Origin of the sequence: Xanthomonas dyei (assembly GCF_002939865.1) — a bacterium.
Classification (GTDB): Bacteria; Pseudomonadota; Gammaproteobacteria; order Xanthomonadales; family Xanthomonadaceae; genus Xanthomonas; species Xanthomonas dyei.
In genome coordinates, this window is the sequence record NZ_MDEE01000006.1 from 42,350 (window position 1) to 64,939 (window position 22,590).

Consider the following 22,590-nt stretch of genomic DNA (forward strand, 5'->3'; position numbering starts at 1 on the left):
TCAGCTCCCGCCTGCAATCAGCGGATCATCGAAGAAATAATCGCCCACCTTGGCAGGCGCCTGCTTGATCGCACCGCTGTGTTGCATGAACTTGCCCAGCTTCAGCGTGTTCTGCGGCGCCACGGTGAACTGCACCTTGGGGTCCTTGAGAATCTGCAGGACCAGCGCGCGATCGATGCTTGAACCATTGCGACGCAAAAAGATATCCGCCGCCTGCTCCGGGTGCGCGGTGACGAATTTCGCCGCCTGATCCAGTGCGGCCACAAACGCGCGATAGGTCTTGGGGTTGTCGCGGCGGAATTTTTCGGTGGCGTACAACACCGTGGCCGACGACGGGCCGCCTTCGATGTCATAGGAGCTGGTCACGATATGGGCAGCCGGGTTGCGCGCCAGTTCCTGTTCCTGAAACGGCGGGCTGGCGAAATGCGCGGTGATTTCGGTGCGGCCACGGATGATCGCTGCGGCGGCATCCGGGTGCGGCAATGCCACCTGCAACGGATCCAGCTGATGGGTGCCCTTGTCGCCCCAGCGTTGTTGCGAGGCATGTTGCAGAAACCGCGATTGCACCGACACGCCGGTGGCCGGCACCGCAATACGGTCCTGCGGCGTGAAGTCGCCGATGCTCTTGATGCGCGGGTGATTGCTGATCAGGTAGTACGGAAAATTGCCCAGCGAGGCCACGCCACGCACATTCTGCCGGCCACGCGTACGGTCCCAGATGGTGAACAACGGCCCGACGCCTGCGCCTGCGATATCGATCGAACCGGTGAGCAAGGCATCGTTGACCGCCGCGCCGCCGGACAACTGCAGGAACTGCACATCGATGTCCACGCCAGCGGCCTTGCCTTGTTGCTCGATCAGCTTCTGGTCCTGTGCCACATCCAGCAGCAGGTAGACGATGCCGAACTGCTTGGCGATGCGTAGCTTTCCTTCTGCCTGCGCGGTGGCGCTCAGCAGCAACGGCAGTGCTGCCAGCAGCAACACCGCGACGCGCCTCGAGACTGTGCGGCGCTGCGACGGTGCGTGAGAGGTGACGTTCAAACGCATGCGGCGCTCCAGTCGAAAGGGGGAGGAGGGGACAGGCGCACGCTCAGAACGGCGCATCGCCTTCGATGGTGGTGCGGTTGAGCCGGCGGCGCAGGTGGTCGGGTGTGCCGGCAGCCAGATGCATGACCGAGCGGTTGTCCCAGAACACCATGTCGTGCGCCTGCCATTGATGCCGGTACACCAAGGCATCGCGGGTACTGTGTTCGAACAATGTCTGCAGCAACGCAGTACTTTCGTCGTCGTGCAGCCCGACGATACGGGTGGTGAAGTGTTCGCTGACAAATAGCGCCTTTTGCCCGGTTTCCGGGTGCGTGCGCACGATGGGATGCTGCACCGGCGTCACTTCGGCAATCTGCTCGGGCGTCAGCGCCGGGCGCCACGGGTTGCGTGCGCGCAGCGCTTCGTATTTGGCGAGATAACTATGTTCGGCACGCAGGTCCTGCACGCGCCGCTTGAGCGGCTCGGGCAGCGTTTGCCAGGCCAGATGCTGATTGGCGAACAAGGTGTCGCCGCCTTCGCTGGGCAGTTCCTGCGCATGCAGCAGCGAGCCCAGGCTGGGCGTTTCCTTGTAAGACAGATCCGAGTGCCAGTAATGCCCGGCATCGCCCAGCCCGATCGGCTCACCGTTCTCCTTGATGTTGGACACCACCAGCACTTCCGGATGCCCGGGCAACTGGAAGTTGCGCAGCACATGGATTTGCAACGGCCCGAAACGACGGCTGAAATCCACCTGCTGCGCAGGCGTGATGCGTTGATCGCGGAACACCAGCACGTGATGCTCCAGATGCGCGGCGTGGATGCGCGCAAAAGTTGCGGCATCCAGCGGCTGCGACAGATCCAGCCCCAGGACTTCCGCACCCAGCGGCGCGTCGAACGGCACGATTCGCACGCCGGACGCCTGCGCGGCGGCGGCATCGTTGCGCGGCGATTGCACGCGCGCTGCAGAACTCACGCTAGCCATGACGGTGGCACCTCGACGACAGCTAAAGGCCGCCCGAACGGCGACCGGACTGGTCACTCTAGGCAGTCGTGCCGCCGCTGCGAACGTACGATTGGCAAGGTGCTTATGCGCTGCAGGTATATGCGGCGCGACGTCGGCGATGCCGATCGCGTCGTAAGGCGCAGCGCTCCATGACAGTGGGCCATGGAGCGCATCTGGTGGCGGACGACTCAGCCGATAGCCAACGCTTGGCCGCCTCTATGGCGGGCGTTATTCGGTGCGCAACGCCAACGCAGGTGGTGTGGACAGAATGCGCCGGGTGCCCGACCAGCCTGCCAGCAGGCTCAACGCCAGCCCGAACGCGCCACCCAGCAACAACCGCGGCCAATCCGGCGCAAGTGCGATGTCGAACGCCTGCTGCCCGACCACCGCGCCGATGACGGCGGCGGCCGTCACCGCAAGGCCTGCGGCCAGCAGCCCCAACGCGCCGAATTCCACCAGCACGGCGCCACGCAGCTGCCCGCGCCGCGCACCCAAGGTGCGCAGCACCGCACTGTCGTAGCGGCGCTCGCCTGCGGTGGCCTGCAACGCGGCCAGCAGCACCAGCACGCCGGCCAGCAGGCTGAAGCCCATCACCAGTTGCACGGCCTGCGCCACCTGGTCGATCACCTCGCGCACGCGGCCGAGAATGGCATCGATATCCAGGACCGAAATATTGGGGTAGTCGCGGCTCAGCGACGCCAGCTTGGGTGCGCTACCGGGCGGCAGATGGAAGGCAGAAATCAGGTTGTACGGCGCATCGCCCACCGCGCCCTGGTTGAGCAGCAGGAAGAAGTTGACCCGGAACGAATCCCAATCGGCCTTGCGGATGCTGGTAACGGTGAAGCTGCGCTGTTGTTCGCCCAGCAACAAGGTGATGCGGTCGCCGAGCTTGAGCTGATAGCGCTGTGCCCAGCCTTCTTCCACCGAGGCTTCCGCTGCGGTGCTCTCGGCTGCCCAGAACTTGCCCTGCAACAGCGTATTTGCCGGCGGAAATGCATGCCGCCAGGAAAAATTGACCGGGCGGTTGTCGCCGTCGCCATCGTCCTGCGGGTCGCGGTCGCCGCGGACAGGCGGCTTGTCGTTGATCGCGATCAGCCGCCCGGTGGAAAACGGCTCCACCGCCGCGTTGTCCACACCCAGGCCGCGCAAGGTCTGCAGCACCGGCGCGGTCTGCTCGGGCTGGATGTTCATCAGGAAGTAGTTGGGCGTGTCCGCAGGCAAACGGTCGCGCCATTGGCCAAGCAGGCCCGGGCCGACCACCGCCAGCAGCAACAGCGCGCACAACGACAGCGACAGACCGACCAACTGCACCACGCTCAACCCACGTCGGCGCGTCAGCGAGGCCAGACCCAGCTTCCAGGCCCCGCGCAGGCGGTGCTGGATCGGCCGTAGCAACGTCAGCAATCCCAGCCCCAGCAGCATCGCCACCACCGCCAGCGCGGCCAGGCCGCCCAACACCCAGCCGGCCAGCACCAGGTTGCCGGTGGCATAGACAGTAAGCGCCAGTGTGGCGGCCAACGCGGCCGCATACACCAGCAGGGAGCTCGGCGGCACCGCGGCAAAGCTGCGGTTGAGCACGCGCATCGGCGGCACGTTACGCAGCCGCAGCAGCGGCGGCAGGCCGAAGCCCAGCAACAGCACCAGGCCGATGCCCGCACCCGCTAGCGCAGGGGTGGCCTGCGGCAACGGCAGCCGGTTCGGGATCAGGCTGCCCAGCGCCTGCACCAGGCCTTCCTGCGCCAGCATGCCCAAGCCAATGCCGACCAGGCAGGCCGGGATGGCGGTCAACAGCAACTGCAGCGACAGCATCGCCAGGATGTCGCGCTGTTTTGCGCCCAGGCAGCGCAGCACCGCCACGGTGTCGATGCGGCGCATCGCAAAGCGATTGGCTGCCAGTGCGGTGGCCACGCCGGACAGCAATACCGCCAGCAACGCCGACAGGGCCAGGAAACGCCCGGCGCGATCGAACGCGGCGCGCATGCCGCGTTGGGTGTCTTCGATGCCGACCAGGCGGTATTCGCTGGCGCGCGGCTTGAGCCAGGCGCGCAGGTCGGCGATCGCGTTCGGCGCACCGGCAAACATCAAGCGATAGGAGGCACGGCTGCCCGGGCCCAGCAGGCCGGCGCCCTCGATGTCGGCGCGGTTGACCAGCAACGGCGGCGACAGCTGCATCAACTCACCGGAGGCGTCCGGCTCGGCGCGCAGCACGCCGGTGATGGTCAGATGGCCGGCGCCGAACTCCAGCTGTTCGCCTACGCGCAGGCCGAGGGCTTCCAGCAGCCGCGGGTCGGCATAGGCCTGGCCCGGCGGCGGTGCGGTGGCGGGGGTGCCTTCCGGGTCGCTAGCGCCTTTGGAGACCAGCAACTGACCGCGCAGTGGATAGCCGGGCCCCACGCCGCGGATATTGGCCATCTGGCTGGCCTCGCCATGAAACAACACGCTCGGGAAGCTGACCATGCGCGTGCTTTGCAGCCCACGTCGCTGCGCCTCGTCGGTGAAGTCGGCCGGGATCTCCTGGCGTCCGGTGACACCCAGGTCGCCGCCCAGCACTTCGGCTGCGCTGGAGGTCAGTGCCAGGGTCACCCGGTCCACCAGGGTGCCCACTGCGGTCATCACCGCCACGCCCAGCACCAGCGCGGCGAACACGGTCAGCAGGTCGCCTGCCAGGAATTCCCGCCGTACCGCACGCGCGGCCTGCCGCAGCACGTTCATGCGGCAGAACCGGGTTGCGCGTGCAGGCGGCCGCTGTCGATGCGGTAGATGTGATGGCAGCGCTGCGCCAGGGTCATGTCGTGGGTCACCAGTACCAGGGTGGTGTCGCTGGTGGCGTTGAGCGCGAACAACAGGTCGCTGATCTGCGCGCCGGTGGTCTGGTCCAGGCTACCGGTCGGCTCGTCGGCAAACAGGATGCGCGGCTTGGCCACGAACGCGCGCGCCAGCGCCACACGTTGCTGCTCGCCGCCGGACAGCTGGCGCGGATAATGCCGCGCACGTGCGCTCAGGCCCACCGCCTCCAGCACCTCGCGCACCCGCGCCGGATCTTCGCGCCCGGCCAGTTCCAGTGGCAGCGCGATGTTCTCTTCGGCGGTGAGCGCCGGCAATAGTTGGAAGCTCTGGAACACGAAGCCGACCTCGCGCGCGCGCAGGGCCGCGCGCGCTTCTTCGTCGAGCTGGCCCAGGTTCTGGCCGGACAGCGCAATGCTGCCGCGGGTGGGCAGGTCCAGCCCGGCGAGCAGGCCGAGCAGGGTGGTCTTGCCCGAACCGGACGCCCCAACGATGGCGATGCTGTCGCCTTCACTGACCGTCAAGCTGACGTTGTCGAGGATGTGGAGTGTTCCCTCCGGTCCACTGACGGATTTGCCGACCTCGCGGACGTCGATGGCGGTGCGGGTGCTGGAGCGGGGGGCCAGACTGTCGATGAGGAATCTCCGAATGCGTGAAAGAACACTGCGATATGGCGCGCTGGCCCTGTGGCTGCTGACACTGTCCCTGCTCGCGCCGGGAATTGCCTCTGCCAAAAGTCCGGCTGCGACCGCACCGATCCTGGTGGTTGGCGACAGCCTGAGCGCTGCGCACAACATCCCGGTGCAGTCCGGCTGGGTCACCTTGCTGGACCAACGCCTGAAACGTGACATGGCGACGCCACCGCCGGTCGTCAATGCCAGCATCAGCGGCGAGACCACATCGGGCGCACTGACCCGGCTGCCTGGCCTGCTGCAAAAGCACCACCCCGGCGTCGTGGTGATCGAATTGGGTGGCAACGATGCCCTGCGCGGGCTGACCCCGGCCCAGCTCAAGGGCAACCTGGAAAAGATGATCCAGCTCAGCCAGCAGGCCGGCGCCAAGGTGCTGTTGCTGGGCATCGATGTGCCGCCGAACTACGGCCCGGCCTACCGCGAGCGCCTGAAAGCCGCCTACGCCGACCTGTCCAAACAGTACAACACCGCGTTGGTGCCGTTCTTCTTGGAGAAGGTGGCATTGCAGCCTGGCTTGATGCAGGCCGACGGCTTGCACCCGACCGCAGCGGCGCAGCCCAAGGTGCTGGAAACGGTGTGGCCCGCGCTGCGCCCGTTGCTGGCGCGCTGAACCAGGCGCGTCATGTAACGTTATTTGGTCTTCACGTGCTTTCCACCGCCGATCCGGCATGTTTCACAAAGCTGAAGACCGAGGAAAGTCCATGCGTCAGACCAAGGAAACGTCCGGCCTCGTGCTGGTCGTCGAAGACAACCGCAATATCTCCGAAATGATCGGCGAGTACCTGGAAGGCCGTGGCTTCGAGGTCGACTATGCGCAGGACGGACTGGACGGTTACCGTCTGGCCGCCGAGAACAGCTACGACGTGGTCGTGCTGGACCTCATGCTGCCACGCCTGGACGGGATCGAAGTGTGCCGCCGTCTGCGTAACGACGCACGCAAGTCCACTCCGGTCCTGATGCTGACCGCCCGCGACACGCTGGACGACAAGCTCACCGGCCTGGGTTTCGGCGCCGACGATTACCTGACAAAGCCTTTCGCGATTCAGGAACTGGAAGCGCGCCTGCGTGCCCTGATCCGCCGCGAGCGTCGTCAGGTGGGCTCGGAAGTGCTCAAGGTCGCCGACCTGGTGCTCGACCCGGTCAGCATGCGCGCCACCCGTGCCGGCACCGAGCTGCAGCTCTCGCCGATCGGCCTGCGCCTGCTCACCATCCTGATGCGCGAATCGCCGCGCGTGGTGACACGCCAGGAAATCGAACGCGAAATCTGGGGCAATGGGTTGCCGGACTCGGACACCCTGCGCAGCCATCTGTACAACCTGCGCAAGATCATCGACAAGCCGTTCGATCGCCCGCTGCTGCACACCGTGCAGAGCGCCGGCTATCGCATTGCCGACATCGCCCAACCGATGGCCTGATGTCGCCGGCCGGCTGCCGACTGGCGGCCGGCCGATCCTGTAGGCGCACACGCGCCGCTCGTTCTCCCGTGCGGCCGGCTGGCTGCACGACGGACTCACGGAAGCGTTGCCTATAATCCGGCGCTCTCCCCTGGATGCAGCAATGCCACACGGGCTCCCGCGAAAAATACGTCTCGCCTTCCTGCTGCAGGTCGCGCTGGCGAGCTTGGCGATCGTGCTAGGCGGGTATCTGATTTCCTTCGTGATCAAGTACAGCCTGGTGCGCACCGTGCTGGCCGATGAGGCCGTGCACTTCTGGCGCATGCACAAGAGCGCGCCGGACAACCGGCCGCCGAATACGCGCAATATTCAAGGGTATTTCTCGCCTGCCGGCACCGCCGCCGATGCGGCGCCGCGCGCGCTGCAAACCCTGTCGCCGGGGTTCAGCGAGGTGGCCGCTGCCGATGCGCTGGTCTATGTGGACCAACGCCCCGAAGGACGCCTGTATCTGGTATTTCCGCGCTCGCGGGCCGCGCATCTGACGCTGTGGTTCGGCGTGGTGCCGGCGATCATCGTGCTGCTGGGCGTTTACGGCGTTTCATGGTTCACCTACCGCGTGTCCAAGCGCCTGGTGTCGCCGATCAGCTGGCTCGCGCGACGCGTGTCGCACTGGGACCCGCGCAACCCGGATGTGGACGAATTATCGCCGGAGCGGTTGCCGGCAGAGTTGCAAGGCGAGACCCGGCAGTTGGCCGCCGCATTGCACGTGCTCGGCCAGCGGGTCAGCGACCACGTCGCGCGCGAACGCAACTTCACCCGCGATGCCAGTCATGAACTGCGCACGCCGTTGACGGTGATCCGTGTGGCCAGCGACATGGCGCTGGCCGACGACGAGCTATCGCAGCGTACCCAGCGAAGCCTGCGCCGCATCCAGCGTGCCGGCCGCGACATGGAAGCGGTAATCGACGCGTTCCTGATCCTGGCGCGCGAAGCGGAGATCGATCCGCAAAGCGAGACCTTCGACGCGGCTGAGCTAGCCAGCGAAGAGGTCGAGAGCGCCCGCGAATTGCTCGGCGACAAGCCGGTTTCCTTGCGCATGGTCGGCGAGGGCAGCCTGCAGATGTTCGCGCCGCCGCGGGTGATGCGGGTGGTACTGAGCAACCTATTGCGCAACGCCTGCGCCTATACCAACACCGGCAGCATCGAAGTGGAAGTCAGCCAGGACCGCATCGTGGTGCGTGATACCGGTATCGGCATGAGCGAGGAGGCACGTGCACGCGCGTTCGAGCCGTTTTTCCGCGCAGACCCTACGCGCCCGCAAGGCACCGGGCTGGGCCTGTCGATCGTGCGGCGGCTGTGCGACCGCTTCGGTTGGCGGATCGAGCTGCACAGCGAGGCAGGTCTAGGGACTTCGGTGGCGGTGGTGGTGGCGTAGGTCGGTTGGTGCTTGCCAGGCGCGTTGTCGCCGCTCGATAGCGTCGGCATGGGCTGTTCCACCGAGTCGCTCCGTTGATCCTTATTTTTGCTCCAATACCGGCGCCACTGCCTTACGCCAGATTGCATAGCCGTCTGCAGTCATATGCAGCATGTCCTCGCGAAACAGTTCGGGGCGCGGCTTGCCACTGGCATCGAGCATCGGCGTGTAGACATCCACAAAATCCACGCGCGGCAGCGGCGCAAGTGCGTCCTTGATCAGGCGATTGGCGGCGATCACCGACGGCAGCAACTGCGCACGCGAGGGGCTGGGCTTGATCGACAGATAACTGATGCGCGTCTTGGGCAGATCGCGCCGAATGCGGGCGACGAACGCCACCACGTCATCGCGCACCTGCTCGGGCGTGCGGCCGCTGTTGAGATCGTTATCGCCGGCATACAGCAGCACCTGACGTGGCGCATACGGAATCACGATGCGGTCGGCGTACCAGGTGCTGTCGCGCACCTCCGAGCCGCCGAAGCCGCGATTGATCACCGGTTTGCCGGGGAAATCCTGCGCCAGCGTGTCCCAGAAGCGGATCGACGAACTGCCGACAAACACGATGCCGTGCCTGGGCGGCGGCTGGCGCGCATCGCTGGCCGCAAAGCGCTGCATGTCGTCTTCCCAGGCCGCGTTGGACACCTGTGCGGGCACCGCAGGCGCGGCGTGTGGGGCCTGATGGGCCTGCGCGATGGCCTGGCCGGAGAGCAGTGCGAGGGTGCACAGCAGTGTGCGCAAGACGCGTCGAGTCATACGGAAACCTGCAGCGAGAGAGCGGGCTGCCCATGGTGCAGCAGTCTGCGAGCTGAGGGCAAACCACGCCGTGGCTGGCGATGCGCAGCGTCACGGTGCAAGATTCGCACTTTCCCCAGCAGCGATCATGCCATGCGTTCTTCTTGTCCCCTGACGCGCCCTCGCGGCCGGAAGCACTGACGCATGGCCGATCAATTGGGACACGTGCCGCGCGGACCGCGCCGCATGCTCAAGGCCGCGGTCTGGTCGTGGCAGGGCTTACGTGCAGCCTGGCTGCACGAATCCTCATTCCGGCTGGAAGTCTGCCTGGCCGTGGTGATGGCTCCGTTGGGCATCTGGCTCGGTCAGTCGCCGCTGGAACGCATCGCGCTGATCGCGCCGTTGTTGATCGTGTTGGCCGCCGAGCTGTTGAATTCGGCCATCGAAGCGGTGATCGAACGCTATGGCCCCGAGCACCACGTGCTCGCCGGCCGCGCCAAGGACATGGGATCGGCAGCGGTGTTTCTGCTGCTGATCAATGTGCTGCTGTGCTGGGGGTTGATTCTGTTGCCGCGGGTGTTTTGAGACGGGTGCGATCTTGACGGTCAGCCGGTTGCGCATCACATCCTGATCAATCGCGCAGACATGCGGACGGCCCGCCGCCGGGCGATCTCCTGCTTTGGCAACAGCGCGCAGGTACGTTCGGCAGGGCTTGACATGTCTTGCTCGATCAGGCGCGCGCCACGTGTTGCGCAAACACACGAGATTGGCAACTTGCGCTTGGTGCACTCGGGGTGGAGAGGGGCGCGAGCTCGCGCGGCACGCATGGCCTGTCAATACGCGGCGCCATGCGTCGACGGGCTCGCCTCAGGGTGCGAGCGCCGTCGCCACGGACCGCAGATCGACGTGGTTGCTCATCAGGGACTGCCGGTCGTTTCGAGGCGCACTACCCCTCGCACGCCTGGCAGGCGCATGTGCATGCGGGTTTGACCTGGCGCGTGGCATGCTGCGGCTCTCTTTCAACGGAATCGCCTGCATGTCTGTCCTGATGCGTGCTCTGGTATTGCTGCTCCTGACCGCCTCGCTGTCGGGGTGCGGGTACAACGCGATCCAGCAAAAAGAAGAAGGCGTCAAAGCCGGTTGGTCGGAAGTCCTCAACCAGTACCAGCGCCGTGCCGACCTGATTCCCAACCTGGTACGCACCGTGCAGGGCTATGCGCAGCAGGAGCGTCAGGTGCTGACCGAAGTCACCAATGCGCGCGCACGCGTCGGGCAGATCCAGGTCAATGCCGACGATGAAGCCTCGCTCAAGAGTTTTCAGCAGGCGCAGGGCGAACTGGGCAGTGCGCTGTCGCGGTTGCTGGTGGTCAGCGAAAACTACCCACAGCTCAAGTCCGACCAGTCGTTCCGCGATCTACAGGTGCAGCTGGAAGGCACCGAAAATCGCATCACCGTGGCCCGCGGCCGTTACATCCAGACCGTGCAGGACTACAACACCTATATCCGCTCGTTTCCGCAGGTGATCACCGCCAAGATCTTCGGCTACCAGCCCAAGCCGAATTTCAGCGTGGAAAACGAAGCGCAGATTTCGCGCGCGCCGCAGGTGGACTTCGGCAATCAGCAAGCGCCGCAGCAACAACCGCCACAGCAGCAGCCGGCTCAGTAAATACATGCACCTGCGCAGGCTCAACTACTGCGCGGTGTGCTGCACGGCATGTCGAGGCAATCGCTACGTGTGCGATGGCAAGCAACCTATCGCCTGCGTGATCAACCAACGTTCAAATGCGGAGCATCAAGTCCCTCTCCCTCAGGAGCGGTGTGGGTGTGAGGGACGAAGCCGTCGTGTAACGACACTGCACGTAGCTTCGCTCGTTCCTTCATTTATCCCTTCGGGGCACCTTCCCCGCAGGGAGAAGGGAAAGCCAAGAGCGGCCAACACAACGACTGTGCTCACCGCCAGGCGGGCGCGGCCGGTGCTCGGTGCGCCATGGTCCACTCGTCCACGCCGGTTCTGAGCGCGCCGTCCACACCCACCTGACGACTGCTCGCTACGTTTTATTAGCAAAGCTTTAAGTGTCAGTGCTGATTCACTGTCGGTACTTATCAAGGAGTTGGTAATGCGGAAAACGCACCTGTGGGTGTTTTGGATCATGGCGCTACTGCTGCTGCCCGCCTCGGTGCTGGCGCAGGATCCTGCAGCCATCCCTCCACTGCGCTCGCCGGTGGTCGATGTCACCGGCACCTTGGATGCGGCGCAGCTCCAGCAACTTGAGCAGCAGGCGCTGGCATTGCAGCAACGCAAGGGCGCGCAGCTGCAGATCCTGATCGTGCCGACCACCCAGCCGGAGACGATCGAGCAATACACCCAGCGCGTGTTCGATCAATGGAAGATCGGGCGCAAGGGCGTGGACGATGGCGTGCTGCTGCTGGTGGCCAAGGATGATCGCCGCGTGCGCATCCAGCCCGGTTATGGCCTGGAAGGCGCCATTCCCGACATCGTGGCCAACCGGATCATCCAGGAGTACCTGGCGCCGAGGTTCCGCGAGGGCGACTACGGCGGCGGTATCCGCGATGCGACCGCGACGCTGGCGGGCCTGATCGAAGGAGAAGCTCTCCCGGAACCGGTCAGCGGGCACGCCGAGGGTGGCGTCGGCAATGGGGCAGGTGGGGGCGGCTGGATCATGGCGCTGTTTATCGGCTTTGTGGTCGCGATGGTGGCGCGCGGCATCCTCGGCGCCCTGCCGCGTCCGCTGCGCGCCGTGCTGACCGGCGTCGCGGCCGGGGGCGCCGCCTTGCTGTTTACCTCGTTGCTGTTCGCCAGCGCCGGTGCAGCCGTCATCGGTCTGCTGGCGGGCCTGGTCTCCGGCTCGCCGGGGCGCTTTGTCGGCGGCGGTGGCTGGGGCGGTGGCGGATTCGGAGTATTCGGGGGCGGTGGCCGTGGTGGTTTTGGCGGTGGCGGCTGGGGCGGCGGCGGTGGATCATCGGGAGGCGGTGGCGCCTCGGGGAGTTGGTAATGCGGTGGCTCAGGCATCTTTTCGCGCCGTCGGCGCAGCGCAGGTTTCCGACCAGTTGCATGGATGCGATCACGGCGGCGGTGGCCGCCAGCGAGCGCAGCCATACCGGCCAGATCATGGTGGCGGTCGAGGCGGACCTGCCGCTCGGGGCGCTGTGGCGCGCCCACACCGCTCGCCAGCGCGCCGATCAGGCGTTCGCGCAGCTGCGCACCTGGGACACCGAAGCCAATAACGGGGTGCTGATCTATCTGTTGCTGGCCGACCACGCCATCGAAGTGGTTGCCGACCGCGGCTTGCGCAGCCAGGTGCCGGAGGCGCAGTGGGCGGAGGTGTGCCGGCGTATGCAGCAGTTCCTGCGCGAGCGCCAGGATGAGGCGGCGGTGCTGGCCGGCATCGAGGCGGTAACCGAGCTGCTGGTCGCGCATTTCCCGCGCGGCGCCGACGTGCAGAATGAAGACGAGCTGCCCGATCGGCCCCAGCTCTTAGGCTGAAGGCGTGCGAGGTGTCAGAATAGACGCCTCGCTTTTTTGTGATACGCGGTCCGCATGATCTATCTGCACGCCATCGACCCCATCGCCTTCTCGCTTGGCCCGGTGCAGGTGCACTGGTACGGCTTGATGTATCTGGCCGCTTTCTTCTCGGCCTGGGCGCTGGGCCGCTCGCGCATCCTGCGCGGCCGTCTGCCCGGCGTGGACATGGACGGTTTTTCCGACCTGCTGTTCTACGGCATGCTCGGCGTGGTGCTGGGCGGCCGCATCGGCTACATGCTGTTTTATGCGTTCGAGACCTTCCTGGCCAATCCGCTGATCCTGTTCAAGGTGTGGGAAGGCGGCATGAGCTTCCACGGCGGGCTGCTGGGTGTGTTGACCGCCTGCTGGCTGTGGGCGCGCAAGCATCGCCTGCACTTCTTCGACGTGATGGATTTTGTCGCGCCGTTGGTGCCGTTGGGCCTTGGTTTCGGGAGGCTCGGCAATTTTGTCGGCGGCGAGTTGTGGGGCAAGTTCACGCAGGCCGGCTGGGGCGTGATCTTCCCGCATGCGCCGGAACTGGCCGATATCGCACCAGCGCAGATTCACGCGCAATACGCCGCCGGCGCATTGGATCGGTTCGCCCGTCACCCGTCGCAGCTGTACGAAGCCGCGCTGGAAGGCGTGGTGATGTTTGTCGTGTTGTGGGCGTTCTCGATGAAGCCGCGCGCGCGCTATGCGGTGTCGGGGCTGTTTGCGCTGCTGTATGGCGTGTTCCGCTTCATCGTGGAATTCGTGCGTGTGCCGGATGCGCCGATCGGCTATCTGGCCTTCAACTGGTTGACGATGGGCCAGATTCTGAGCTTGCCGTTGATTGCGGTGGGCCTGGTCTTGCTGGCGATGTCGCGCCGTGCGCCGGTGTTGCAGCCGGTAGTGCCCACCGCCGTAGCGGTGGAGGCGGCGAAGTGAAGCCGTATCTGGATCTGCTGCAGCATGTGCTGGAACACGGCGCCGAAAAGTCCGACCGCACCGGTACCGGTACGCGCAGCGTGTTCGGCTGGCAGATGCGCTTCGATCTCAATGCCGGCTTTCCGCTGGTCACCACCAAGAAGTTGCATCTGCGCTCGATCATCCACGAGCTGCTGTGGTTTTTGCAGGGCGATACCAACATCGGGTATCTGAAAGACAACCAGGTGCGCATCTGGGACGAATGGGCCGACGACAATGGCGACCTTGGCCCGGTCTACGGCAAGCAGTGGCGGCGCTGGACCGGCCCGGACGGCGTCGAGATCGACCAGATGCAATGGCTGGTCGATGAGATCAAACGCAACCCGGATTCGCGCCGGCTGGTGATCAGCGCCTGGAACGTCGGCGAGCTGCCGCAGATGGCATTGATGCCGTGCCACAGCCTGTTCCAGTTCTACGTGGTCGACGGCAAACTGAGTTGCCAGCTCTACCAGCGTAGCGGCGACATCTTCCTGGGTGTGCCGTTCAATATCGCCAGCTATGCGCTGCTGACTCATCTGGTGGCGCAGGCCACCGGCCTGGGTGTGGGCGATTTCGTGCATACGCTGGGCGATGCGCATCTGTATTCGAATCACGTCGAACAGGCGCGCGAGCAGCTGACGCGCACCCCGCGCGCATTGCCGACCTTGCGCCTGAATCCCGAAGTGACAGACCTGTTTGCGTTTCGCTTCGAGGACATCGCCATCGAAGGCTACGACCCGCATCCGGCGATCAAGGCGCCGGTGGCGGTGTAAGCCGGATCTCGACCGATGAGACACAGGCTGCGCATGCTGATTTTCATCGAAAGAGGAGGAGCGTCATGACGAAAAATTCGAACAAAGCACGAGAGAAACTTGCCGATTCGCTGATGACGATGCAAGCAAGTCTCTTCGTCAATCTGACAAGCATCGTTCTCATTGCGCCCATCGGCTTCTTTGGAGTTGCCTTGTATAAAGGTGAGCGACTGGATTTGACGAGAATGCTCAGCGAGCAATCGCAGCCAGCATTGGGCGCGATTGCCTTGGCCTACATTGCGATTTTTTTCTTGGGGATGCTTGCTCGGCATGCGGCAATGAAAATCTATAACGAGCTATCTCCAGACACATGAAGCTGATTCTGGTCGTCGCCTTCGACCGCAACAACGCCATCGGACGCGATAACGATCTGCCGTGGAAGTTGCCGGACGATCTCAAGCGCTTCAAGGCGCTGACGATGGGCAAGCCGATCCTGATGGGGCGCAAGACGGCGCAATCGCTCGGGCGCGCATTGCCGGGGCGCTTGAATCTGGTGCTGACGCGCTCGGGGCAGGTGCCGTTCGAGGGCATGCACGCGGTGGCATCGGTCGATCAGGCGATCGCGCGTGCCGAGCGGGAGGGCGCGCAGGAGTTATGCGTGATCGGCGGCGGCGAGGTGTACCGCCTGACGATGGCGCGCGCCGACATGCTGGCGGTGACCGAGGTCGACACCGCGGTGGATGGGGCCGACACGCACTTCCCACCGATCGACCCGGCGGTATGGGTGCCAGGGCATCGCCAGACGCATGCGGCCGATGACCGCCATGCGTTCGCGTTTTCCTTTGTGGATTACCTGCGTCGCTGAGCCGGCAAGGACGCAGCGCGCGATCAGCGCGCCCGATTCCATACAACTAAGCGCCGCTAAAGAAAAACCTAGCGAGCGGCTGCCCGGTGACCGTGGACGGCGCACTGGAGCGCAGCGGATGCGTGGCACATGCCGGTCAGAGCAACGGCTGCTCCCGCATCGGGGCGCAGCCGGTTGGTGAGTCGCTCTTACTCAGGAACAACGCCACTCTGCGGCTTGGCCGGTGCAGCGGTGCCGCTACCCGCATTTCCCGCATTGTTGCCGCCACCGCCACCGCCACCGCCACCGCCATTGCCATTGCCACCGCCATTGCCACGTCCTCGGCCACGCCCGCGCGGGCGGCCCTGACCTTCGCGTGGACGCCGTGGTGCATTCGTGGCAGGTGCGGCCGGGGCAGTGACTTCGCGCCCTGGCACCTGCACCACGCGCAATTCGTCGGTATCCAGTTGCAGGGCGGTGAGCTTGCCGCCCCACACCGCACCGGTATCGATGGCATGCACGCCCTGGGTAATCGTCAATCCCAGCGCGGACCAATGCCCGCACACGATCTTGAGATCGCGCTCGACCCGGCCCGGTACCTCGAACCACGGGTAGAGTCCTTGTGCCTGCGTGCCCGGCGTGCCCTTGTCGTCGGTGGCGATGCGGCCGCGCGGCGTGCAATAGCGCATGCGCGTGAACAGGTTGATGATCGCGCGGCTGCGGTCGTACCCGCTCAGGCCTGGCGACCATCCCGGCTGATCGCCGTACATGTTGCGCAACAGCTTGCGATAGCCGCCGCCTTGCAGCTGCTGCTCGACTTCGCGCGCATGCTTTTCGGCCAGCTGCGTGGTCCACTTCGGCGCAAGCCCGGCGTGGACCATCATCCAGCCCAGCTCGCGGTCCACGTGGGCCAGCTTCTGCAGACGCAGCCAGTCCAGCAGCACGTCGCGGTCCTCCGCCAGCACGACGCGCTGCAGATCCGGATTGACCTTGCGCTGCTCTTCCTCCGAGCGCGCACCGATCGCCAGCAGCGACAGATCGTGATTACCCAGCACCACCACGCTGTGTGCGCGCAGCGAATGCACCAGCCGCAGCGTTTCCAGCGATTGCCCGCCGCGGTTGACCAGATCGCCGCAGAACCACAGCGTGTCCTGTGCGGGGTCGAAATTGATCTTTTCCAGCAACCGCTGGGTAATGTCGTAGCACCCTTGCAGGTCGCCAATTGCCCAGACGCTCATCGTGTGCGCTCCATCAATCCAGCAGTCATCAGTGCAGCGTCCTGGGTACGCTCAGCACAAAGGCGGCGATCGGGGCGGTGAATTCGGTGCCATCGTCGGCCACCATGTCGTAGTGGCCTTGCATCTGTCCCTGCTCGGTTTCCAGCAGCACACCGGAGGTGTAATGGAAGGCTTCGCCGGGGCGCAGCCATGGCTGCTCGCCGACCACGCCTTCGCCATCCACCTGCTCGGTGCGGCCGTTGGCGTCGGTGATCTGCCAGTGGCGCGCGATCAGGCGTGCAGGCACGGCGCCCGCGTTGTGGATACGGATGCTGTAAGCGAAGGCATAGCGGCCTTCTTCCGGGGTCGATTGATGAGCGAGGAAGCGCGGCGACACCTCGACCTCGACCCGATAGCGTGGATCATCTTGCATGGGAAAAGTCTAAATAAAACGGTGTGGGAACGGCGCTCAAGCCAGCTCGACATTGGCCAGCCGAATGAAATCGGCGACCTCGAGTTGTTCGGCGCGGGCATCCGGACGCACGCCCGCTGCCTCGAAATGTGCGGGTTCGCAGACGGTGGACAAGGCATTGCGCAGGGTCTTGCGACGCTGCCCGAAGCCGGCGCGCACCACATCGGCGAAGCGACGGCGGTCGTTGATCATCACCGTTGCCGGGTCGCGCGGCACCAGCCGCACCACCGCCGAATCCACCTTCGGTGGCGGCCGGAACGCGCCAGGCGGCACCACGAACAGCGCGGTGACCTCGCAGTACGCCTGCAGCATCACGCTGAGCCGGCCGTAGACCTTGCTGCCGGGACCGGCGGCCATGCGGTCGACCACTTCCTTCTGCAGCATGAAGTGCATGTCGGCCACCGCAGCGGCATGGTCCAGCGCATGGAACAGGATCGGCGAGGAGATGTTGTAAGGCAGGTTGCCGACCAGCCGGATCGGCGTGCCGTTGGCCAGTTCGGTGAAATCCACGCTGAGCACGTCGCGATGGACGATGCTCAGTTCTCCGATCGGTGCGGCGGCCTCGGTCAACGGTGCAATCAGGTCGCGATCGAACTCGATCACCGTCAACGCGCCATGCTTGCGTAGGAGCGGGAAGGTGATCGCGCCCTGACCGGGGCCGATTTCGACCAGGTGCTGTCCGGCGCGCGGGTCCACCGCCTGGACGATCCGGTCGATGTAATACCGGTCGGCAAGAAAGTGCTGGCCAAGCGACTTCTTGGCCGGTGCGCTGAAGGAATAATTCATACGCGCAGTTTAACGGAGCCGGCGGCTGCACGCGGTGTCGGTGCTGCGCGTCCAGGCTGTCACAGTCCGATAAGTCGCTCATAACCTGCGGCGATCGCGCAGGTGCGACGCGCTTAGCCGCGTGCCGCCAAGCGCGCGCACAACGCGGCTGCCGCCATCAGACTGGATGGATCGGCGATGCCGCGTCCGGCCAGTTCCAGCGCGGTGCCGTGATCCACCGCCACGCGCGGGTAGGGCAGGCCCAGGGTGATGTTCACCGCCTGCTCGAAACCGCTGTACTTGAGCACCGGCAGGCCCTGGTCGTGGTACATCGCCACCACTGCGTCGAAGCCGCTCAGTTTCTGCGGCAAGAACGCGGTGTCCGCCGGCAACGGGCCGATCAGCTGCATACCTTCGCCGCGCAGCTGCTCCAGCACCGGGATGATGATGTCCAGTTCTTCGCGGCCCAGGTGGCCTTCTTCGCCTGCGTGGGGATTGAGGCCGAGCACGGCGATACGTGGGTGCTCCAGGCCGAAGTCGCGGCGCATCGCGGCGTGGGTGATGCGCAGACAGCGCGCAACCGCGTCGGCGGTGATCGCATCGGCCACCGCACGCAGCGGCAGGTGCGTGGTCACCAGCGCCACGCGCACGATGCTGTTGGCCAGCATCATCACCACCGGGCAGTCGGCCTGTTCGGCCAGCAATTCGGTGGTGCCGGTGTAGGCGATCCCGCCGGCGTTGATGACTGCCTTGTGTACCGGGCCGGTCACGATGCCTTGCCGTCGGCCGGCAAGACAGTCGCCCGCAGCGGTACGCAGGCCTGCAATGACGGCCGCTGCATTGGCGGGGTCTGCAGTGCCGAAGCGGGTCGGGACGGCCTGACGAATCGGAAACAGCGGCAGATCGCCGGGCATGCGTGCCGGCTGATCGGGGTCGAGCAGGCGCACAGACAAAGACAGCGCCTTTGCGGCGCTGTTGAGGGTATCGGGATCTGCGTAAGCGACCAGCCGCGCATCGGAGCGCGGTTGTTGAGCGAGCCGGATGCACAGCTCCGGCCCGATCCCGGCCGGCTCTCCTGGCACCAGCGCGAGCGACGGGACCATCATCGACTCAGCGCGCCGGCTGTGCCGGCGGCGGGGTCGGGGCTGCGGGTTCTGCCGGCTTGGTCGGCTCGGCGGTGGCATTGCCGTCGGCGCGATCGCCGGTACGGTAGCTCACATACGCCTCGCCACGCAGTTCCTGCAGATAGCGGTTGTATTCCTCTTCCAGCTTGCGACGGCCGATCGTTTCACGGACCTGGGCACGCTGGTTTTCGGCACTGACGTCGGTCTGACGGCTGCCGACGCGCTGCACGATATGCCAACCGGCCTGCGTGCGGAACGGCTCGGACACTGCGCCGTCAGCCAGGCCTTCGACTTGCTTGCCGAAATCCGGGCCGAACGCATCGGCCGGGAACCAACCCAGATCGCCACCCTGGCCGCGGCTGTTGGTGTCCTCTGAGGACTCCTTGGCCGTTGCCTGGAAATCGGCGCCGCCTGCGATGCGTGCCCGCAGCGTATCGATCTTGGCCTTAGCCTGCGCGTCGGTCTGGTTGTCGCCGATGCGGACCAGGATATGGCGCGCGTTGTACTCGGTGACCATCTTCTTTTCGCCCCCGGCATTGGCGTCGCGCATTTCCACCAGTTTCAGCAGCTGGAAACCGCTCGGGCCACGCAGCGGGCCGGCGACCTGTCCAGGCTTCATGTCGCGGATCAGCTGGGCAAATGCGTTGGGGATTTCGTCCAGGCTGCGCCAGCCCAGGTCGCCGCCTTCCAGCGCGTTCGGACTATCGGAATAACGCACCGCCGCCGCAGAGAAATCCAGCTCGCCCTTGTCGATCAATGCCTTGACGCCATCGACCTTCTTCTGACCGGTGGCGATCTGGTCGGCGGTCGCGCCTTCCGGCAGGCCCACCAGGATATGCGCCAGGTGATACTGGCTACCGGTCGTGGCCTGCTGGGCCAGCGCGGTATCCACTTCGCCTTCGCTCACACTGATGCGGCTCTGCGCAAAGCTCTGGCGCAGACGCTGCACGATGATTTCGTCGCGCACCGAAGCACGGAAGTCGCCGTAAGCCATGCCGTCGGCAGCCAGCTTCTGGCGCAGACCATCCACGGTGGTGCCGTTCTGCTGGGCGATGCTGGCGATGGCGCGGTTGAGTTCCTCGTCGCTGACGCGGATGCCGCTGCCATCGGCACGGCCGACCTGCAACTTGACCAGGACCAGGCGCTCGAGCACCTGCCGCTGCAGGACATCGTCCGGCGGCAGCTGGTTTTCGCGACCGGCATACTGCGACTTGACGTTGCGCACAGCGCGATCGAGCTCGCTCTGCAGCACCACGTCTTCGTCCACGATAGCGGCGATACGATCCAGCGGCTGGGATTGCTGCGCCGATGCCACCGGCGAGACCGTGCTGGTGATTACCAGCAACGAGGCAAGAAGAACAGAGAAAGGCTTGGTCATGGAATCAGGTTCGGATCGTAATCGTCCGGATTGGTCGTGGTGTTGCTGGGCGGGACCAGGTACAGGTCGTCGCGGTAATAGCCGAGAATAGCACGGCGCAAAGTGCGGTCCGTGTTCTGGCCAAACGAACTCAAGCCCTTGAGCACGAACTCGAACTGGATGGAGTTGTCCATCTCGCCGTCGCGGTTGCGCACGAACCGGCGCACCAGCGCGCGCACCGCCAGGCAGCAGCTGTCCCACTGCACGCCGCCGATGATCTCCAGCGGTTTACGGTCCAGCAGCGAGTAGTAGTAGCGACCGACCGCACTCCAGGTGGGATTGATCGGATACAGGAACGAGAAGTCGGCCTGCTTGAGCTGGTCGCTGTCGTCGATCAGGTTACGACGGTAGCGGTAGGCCAGATTGATGATGCCGTCGTTGCCCAGTAGATAGCGGGTGCGCAGGCTGGCCAGGTCTTCCTTACGCGAGTTCGGGTTCCACTGATACGTGGCGCCCATCGACCAGCGATCGTTGATCATGTAGTTGGCATCGGCCACCCAGGCGGACTTGCCCTGCTCAATGGGCTGTTCGCTGCCTGCCGCGGAGTTGGTGCTGTTGTTGATGGTGACCAGCGAGTCGTTGAAGTACAGGATCTGGCCGGCGCTCAGCGACAGCTTCTCGCGCCCGTCGTCCTGGCGCAGCCAGCGCGAGGTGACCGCCAGGGTCAACTGGTTGGCATCGTTCTGGCGGTCTGCGCCGGTATAGCGGGTGTCGCGGAACAGCTGGCCGTAGCTGAAGGTGAACGGACGGGTGTCGAAGACCGGCAGGTCGTCCTGGTCGCGGTAGGGCACGTACAAGTAGTACATGCGCGGTTCCAGCGTATTGAGATAATTGGTGCCGAACAGCGAGGTTTCCCGGTCGAAGTACAGGCCGGCGTCCAGCGAAGCGATCGGCAGGCTGCGCGTGGGCGTGCGATTGCCGGTCAACGGCGGGGTATTGGCCAGCGTCGAATCCAGTTGGTAGGCGGTGTAACGCCAGGCCACCGTTGGCGTTACGAACCAGGCTGCACCCGACAACGGCATCGAGATATAGGGTTTGACGTCCAGCCGCGAGCCGCTGCCATATTCCCTGTTGCGGATATTGGTGCGGACGTAATCATCATCGTCGTCATTGCCAGTATTGCCCCCATTTAACGGGGGTCTAACCAGATAAGAGTCGTCATGCGTAAAACGCACCGCCTCGGCATACACACCCGCCTCAAAAATGCCGAACGGCTTTTCCCAGGTGAAATACGCACGCGGCTGCCGGTTGTAGGGCAACGCCTGCTCGTCCAGGGTGTAGTCGGTCAGCTGCCAGCGGTCGGCCATCAGGCCGGCGGTCCAGGTTTCGCCGGTGCCGTAGATGCCGATGGTGCTCTGCAGGCTGGACGCCGAGCCCATGCCGTTCAGACGGCTGGTGAAGTCTTCCACATAGCGGGTGTCGCTGACCCAGGAAATGCTGCTGCGCGCCTGCCAATGGCTGTTGACGTTGTGGTAGCCGCTATAGAAAACGCTGCCACGGTCCTTCTCGCGCAACTTGTCGTTGGGTAGGTAGTTGCCGGTGATTTCGCCGCGACCGCCGTCGTACAGATAGCGGAACTCGGTGCCGAACATGAAACCGCGTTTGCTCATGTAGCGCGGCAACAAGGTGGCGTCGTAATTGGGCGCCAGATTCAGGTAGATCGGCTGCAGGTAGTCGAAACCGTTACGCCCGGACAGGCCGAACTGCGGAAACAGCAGGCCGGTCTGGCGACGGTCGTCGATCGGGAACTTGAACCACGGGAAGTACAGCACCGGCACCTTGCCGATCTGCAGCACGGCGTTACGCGCGGTACCGAAGCCTTCTTCGTTGTCGACGTCGATTTCGGGCGCGCGCACCCGCCAGATCGGCTGCGAGGGATCGCAGGTGGTGTAGGTCGAACGATGCATCTGGCCGACCTGGCCTTGCAGGTCCACCGATTCCGCCACGCCATTGCCGCGGCGGTCCACCATCTGATACTGGATGTTGGAGACCTTGTGGGCGTCGGTGTCCTGATTGCCCTCGGCGCGGTCGGCGACCATGCGGAAGGAGGTGTCCTGGTAGCGGACATTGCCCTCGGCGATGTAATTGCCGGTCTCGGTATCCATGCGTAGGTTATCCGCGCCCAGGAACTGGTCGCCGCGCTTGAGCGCCACGTTGCCCTGGTACTGCGGAGTGGTGCTAGTGCCGGACAGCTGGTCGCCCTCGATGTCGGTCGGCAGCTGCTGGCGCATTTCGGCGGCCTTGGCGTCGGCGGCAGGGGCGCCCTCGAAACCAGGCAACGGGTCCACGGCCGGGCACAGTCCCCAATTCAACGGCTTGTCGGCAGCCATGGCCGGAAGGCAGATGGCGATGCTCAAGGGCAGGGGCAGCAGGCGGAGAACTCGGCGCACGCGTGGATTCAACCAGTAAAATGGCGACTAGCTTGC

The 22,590-nt window shown here is 65.0% G+C and carries 22 protein-coding genes and 1 other RNA gene; 12 read left to right on the top strand and 11 right to left on the bottom strand.

Going from position 1 to position 22,590, the window contains the following annotated elements; translation table 11 throughout:
• The 4 genes from XdyCFBP7245_RS06400 to XdyCFBP7245_RS06415 form a co-directional block, all read right to left on the bottom strand.
• Positions 1-1,047 carry an ABC transporter substrate-binding protein gene (locus XdyCFBP7245_RS06400; RefSeq protein WP_104614902.1) on the bottom strand — a complete coding sequence of 349 codons (1,047 nt, stop codon included), beginning with the start codon at positions 1,045-1,047 and terminating at the stop codon, positions 1-3.
• Positions 1,048-1,090: 43 nt separating this feature from the next.
• On the bottom strand, positions 1,091-2,008 hold the full coding sequence (locus XdyCFBP7245_RS06405; protein WP_104614903.1) for a TauD/TfdA dioxygenase family protein: 918 nt from the start codon (positions 2,006-2,008) through the stop codon (positions 1,091-1,093).
• A gap of 249 nt (positions 2,009-2,257) precedes the next feature.
• Complete coding sequence (locus tag XdyCFBP7245_RS06410) at positions 2,258-4,741, bottom strand: ABC transporter permease (protein WP_104614904.1); 2,484 nt, start codon at positions 4,739-4,741, stop codon at positions 2,258-2,260.
• Positions 4,738-5,337, bottom strand: a complete 600-nt coding sequence (locus XdyCFBP7245_RS06415; RefSeq protein WP_104614905.1) for an ABC transporter ATP-binding protein — start codon at positions 5,335-5,337, stop codon at positions 4,738-4,740. The genes XdyCFBP7245_RS06410 and XdyCFBP7245_RS06415 overlap by 4 nt, the downstream gene beginning before the upstream one ends.
• A gap of 109 nt (positions 5,338-5,446) precedes the next feature.
• On the opposite strand from XdyCFBP7245_RS06415, the gene XdyCFBP7245_RS06420 reads away from it, so the two are divergent.
• The 3 genes from XdyCFBP7245_RS06420 to XdyCFBP7245_RS06430 all read left to right on the top strand — a co-directional run bounded on the left by XdyCFBP7245_RS06420 (position 5,447) and on the right by XdyCFBP7245_RS06430 (position 8,334).
• Positions 5,447-6,115, top strand: coding sequence for an arylesterase (locus tag XdyCFBP7245_RS06420; protein WP_193553181.1), 669 nt, complete (start codon positions 5,447-5,449; stop codon positions 6,113-6,115).
• 91 nt (positions 6,116-6,206) lie between these two features.
• On the top strand, positions 6,207-6,920 hold the full coding sequence (locus XdyCFBP7245_RS06425; protein ID WP_002811889.1) for a response regulator transcription factor: 714 nt from the start codon (positions 6,207-6,209) through the stop codon (positions 6,918-6,920).
• 142 nt (positions 6,921-7,062) lie between these two features.
• Positions 7,063-8,334 carry a sensor histidine kinase gene (locus XdyCFBP7245_RS06430; RefSeq protein WP_104614907.1) on the top strand — a complete coding sequence of 424 codons (1,272 nt, stop codon included), beginning with the start codon at positions 7,063-7,065 and terminating at the stop codon, positions 8,332-8,334.
• Positions 8,335-8,415: 81 nt separating this feature from the next.
• Here XdyCFBP7245_RS06430 and XdyCFBP7245_RS06435 read toward each other — a convergent pair whose 3' ends face one another.
• Positions 8,416-9,126 (bottom strand): SGNH/GDSL hydrolase family protein, encoded by a 711-nt coding sequence (locus XdyCFBP7245_RS06435; protein WP_104614908.1) that lies wholly within the window; start codon positions 9,124-9,126, stop codon positions 8,416-8,418.
• A 183-nt stretch (positions 9,127-9,309) separates the two neighbouring features.
• On the opposite strand from XdyCFBP7245_RS06435, the gene XdyCFBP7245_RS06440 reads away from it, so the two are divergent.
• The 9 genes from XdyCFBP7245_RS06440 to XdyCFBP7245_RS06480 all read left to right on the top strand — a co-directional run bounded on the left by XdyCFBP7245_RS06440 (position 9,310) and on the right by XdyCFBP7245_RS06480 (position 15,190).
• Positions 9,310-9,690, top strand: a complete 381-nt coding sequence (locus XdyCFBP7245_RS06440; protein ID WP_104614909.1) for a diacylglycerol kinase — start codon at positions 9,310-9,312, stop codon at positions 9,688-9,690.
• A 451-nt stretch (positions 9,691-10,141) separates the two neighbouring features.
• A complete protein-coding gene (locus tag XdyCFBP7245_RS06445) occupies positions 10,142-10,771 on the top strand; it encodes a LemA family protein (RefSeq protein WP_104614910.1) in 630 nt (209 codons plus the stop codon).
• 321 nt (positions 10,772-11,092) lie between these two features.
• Positions 11,093-11,169, top strand: a non-coding RNA gene (locus XdyCFBP7245_RS06450) — sX9 sRNA.
• 53 nt (positions 11,170-11,222) lie between these two features.
• On the top strand, positions 11,223-12,119 hold the full coding sequence (locus tag XdyCFBP7245_RS06455) for a TPM domain-containing protein (protein ID WP_104614911.1): 897 nt from the start codon (positions 11,223-11,225) through the stop codon (positions 12,117-12,119).
• On the top strand, positions 12,119-12,610 hold the full coding sequence (locus XdyCFBP7245_RS06460) for a TPM domain-containing protein (RefSeq protein WP_104614912.1): 492 nt from the start codon (positions 12,119-12,121) through the stop codon (positions 12,608-12,610). The genes XdyCFBP7245_RS06455 and XdyCFBP7245_RS06460 overlap by 1 nt, the downstream gene beginning before the upstream one ends.
• A gap of 54 nt (positions 12,611-12,664) precedes the next feature.
• Positions 12,665-13,555: a prolipoprotein diacylglyceryl transferase gene (gene lgt, locus XdyCFBP7245_RS06465; RefSeq protein WP_104614913.1), complete on the top strand. Its 891-nt coding sequence runs from the start codon at positions 12,665-12,667 to the stop codon at positions 13,553-13,555.
• Positions 13,552-14,346, top strand: a complete 795-nt coding sequence (locus tag XdyCFBP7245_RS06470) for a thymidylate synthase (protein WP_104614914.1) — start codon at positions 13,552-13,554, stop codon at positions 14,344-14,346. Before lgt ends, XdyCFBP7245_RS06470 begins: the two co-directional genes overlap by 4 nt.
• 65 nt (positions 14,347-14,411) lie before the next feature.
• Positions 14,412-14,699, top strand: coding sequence for a hypothetical protein (locus tag XdyCFBP7245_RS06475; RefSeq protein WP_104614915.1), 288 nt, complete (start codon positions 14,412-14,414; stop codon positions 14,697-14,699).
• On the top strand, positions 14,696-15,190 hold the full coding sequence (locus XdyCFBP7245_RS06480; RefSeq protein ID WP_104614916.1) for a dihydrofolate reductase: 495 nt from the start codon (positions 14,696-14,698) through the stop codon (positions 15,188-15,190). The genes XdyCFBP7245_RS06475 and XdyCFBP7245_RS06480 overlap by 4 nt, the downstream gene beginning before the upstream one ends.
• A 188-nt stretch (positions 15,191-15,378) precedes the next feature.
• Here the strand turns inward: XdyCFBP7245_RS06480 and XdyCFBP7245_RS06485 are convergent, their stop codons facing one another.
• The 6 genes from XdyCFBP7245_RS06485 to lptD all read right to left on the bottom strand — a co-directional run bounded on the left by XdyCFBP7245_RS06485 (position 15,379) and on the right by lptD (position 22,554).
• A complete protein-coding gene (locus XdyCFBP7245_RS06485; RefSeq protein ID WP_104614917.1) occupies positions 15,379-16,407 on the bottom strand; it encodes a symmetrical bis(5'-nucleosyl)-tetraphosphatase in 1,029 nt (342 codons plus the stop codon).
• Between the two features lie 28 nt (positions 16,408-16,435).
• Complete coding sequence (gene apaG / locus XdyCFBP7245_RS06490; protein ID WP_046964432.1) at positions 16,436-16,819, bottom strand: Co2+/Mg2+ efflux protein ApaG; 384 nt, start codon at positions 16,817-16,819, stop codon at positions 16,436-16,438.
• A gap of 36 nt (positions 16,820-16,855) precedes the next feature.
• The gene (rsmA, locus tag XdyCFBP7245_RS06495) at positions 16,856-17,644 is read right to left on the bottom strand and encodes a 16S rRNA (adenine(1518)-N(6)/adenine(1519)-N(6))-dimethyltransferase RsmA (RefSeq protein WP_104614918.1); all 789 of its coding nucleotides are present in this window, start codon (positions 17,642-17,644) and stop codon (positions 16,856-16,858) included.
• 113 nt (positions 17,645-17,757) lie between these two features.
• On the bottom strand, positions 17,758-18,729 hold the full coding sequence (pdxA, locus tag XdyCFBP7245_RS06500) for a 4-hydroxythreonine-4-phosphate dehydrogenase PdxA (protein WP_170068549.1): 972 nt from the start codon (positions 18,727-18,729) through the stop codon (positions 17,758-17,760).
• Between the two features lie 4 nt (positions 18,730-18,733).
• Complete coding sequence (locus XdyCFBP7245_RS06505; protein ID WP_104614919.1) at positions 18,734-20,125, bottom strand: peptidylprolyl isomerase; 1,392 nt, start codon at positions 20,123-20,125, stop codon at positions 18,734-18,736.
• Positions 20,122-22,554 (bottom strand): LPS-assembly protein LptD, encoded by a 2,433-nt coding sequence (gene lptD / locus XdyCFBP7245_RS06510; RefSeq protein ID WP_104614920.1) that lies wholly within the window; start codon positions 22,552-22,554, stop codon positions 20,122-20,124. The genes XdyCFBP7245_RS06505 and lptD overlap by 4 nt, the downstream gene beginning before the upstream one ends.
• Positions 22,555-22,590: the final 36 nt, after the last annotated feature.

Excerpts from the sequence above, each read along its gene's own strand:
- XdyCFBP7245_RS06400 (WP_104614902.1), bottom strand. The coding sequence starts at position 1,047 with ATGCGTTTGAACGTCACCTCTCACGCACCGTCGCAGCGCCGCACAGTC.
- XdyCFBP7245_RS06405 (WP_104614903.1), bottom strand. The coding sequence starts at position 2,008 with ATGGCTAGCGTGAGTTCTGCAGCGCGCGTGCAATCGCCGCGCAACGAT.
- XdyCFBP7245_RS06410 (WP_104614904.1), bottom strand. The coding sequence starts at position 4,741 with ATGAACGTGCTGCGGCAGGCCGCGCGTGCGGTACGGCGGGAATTCCTG.
- XdyCFBP7245_RS06420 (WP_193553181.1), top strand. The coding sequence starts at position 5,447 with ATGAGGAATCTCCGAATGCGTGAAAGAACACTGCGATATGGCGCGCTG.
- XdyCFBP7245_RS06425 (WP_002811889.1), top strand. The coding sequence starts at position 6,207 with ATGCGTCAGACCAAGGAAACGTCCGGCCTCGTGCTGGTCGTCGAAGAC.
- XdyCFBP7245_RS06430 (WP_104614907.1), top strand. The coding sequence starts at position 7,063 with ATGCCACACGGGCTCCCGCGAAAAATACGTCTCGCCTTCCTGCTGCAG.
- XdyCFBP7245_RS06435 (WP_104614908.1), bottom strand. The coding sequence starts at position 9,126 with ATGACTCGACGCGTCTTGCGCACACTGCTGTGCACCCTCGCACTGCTC.
- XdyCFBP7245_RS06440 (WP_104614909.1), top strand. The coding sequence starts at position 9,310 with ATGGCCGATCAATTGGGACACGTGCCGCGCGGACCGCGCCGCATGCTC.
- XdyCFBP7245_RS06445 (WP_104614910.1), top strand. The coding sequence starts at position 10,142 with ATGTCTGTCCTGATGCGTGCTCTGGTATTGCTGCTCCTGACCGCCTCG.
- XdyCFBP7245_RS06455 (WP_104614911.1), top strand. The coding sequence starts at position 11,223 with ATGCGGAAAACGCACCTGTGGGTGTTTTGGATCATGGCGCTACTGCTG.
- XdyCFBP7245_RS06460 (WP_104614912.1), top strand. The coding sequence starts at position 12,119 with ATGCGGTGGCTCAGGCATCTTTTCGCGCCGTCGGCGCAGCGCAGGTTT.
- lgt (WP_104614913.1), top strand. The coding sequence starts at position 12,665 with ATGATCTATCTGCACGCCATCGACCCCATCGCCTTCTCGCTTGGCCCG.
- XdyCFBP7245_RS06475 (WP_104614915.1), top strand. The coding sequence starts at position 14,412 with ATGACGAAAAATTCGAACAAAGCACGAGAGAAACTTGCCGATTCGCTG.
- XdyCFBP7245_RS06480 (WP_104614916.1), top strand. The coding sequence starts at position 14,696 with ATGAAGCTGATTCTGGTCGTCGCCTTCGACCGCAACAACGCCATCGGA.
- XdyCFBP7245_RS06485 (WP_104614917.1), bottom strand. The coding sequence starts at position 16,407 with ATGAGCGTCTGGGCAATTGGCGACCTGCAAGGGTGCTACGACATTACC.
- apaG (WP_046964432.1), bottom strand. The coding sequence starts at position 16,819 with ATGCAAGATGATCCACGCTATCGGGTCGAGGTCGAGGTGTCGCCGCGC.
- rsmA (WP_104614918.1), bottom strand. The coding sequence starts at position 17,644 with ATGAATTATTCCTTCAGCGCACCGGCCAAGAAGTCGCTTGGCCAGCAC.
- pdxA (WP_170068549.1), bottom strand. The coding sequence starts at position 18,729 with ATGATGGTCCCGTCGCTCGCGCTGGTGCCAGGAGAGCCGGCCGGGATC.
- XdyCFBP7245_RS06505 (WP_104614919.1), bottom strand. The coding sequence starts at position 20,125 with ATGACCAAGCCTTTCTCTGTTCTTCTTGCCTCGTTGCTGGTAATCACC.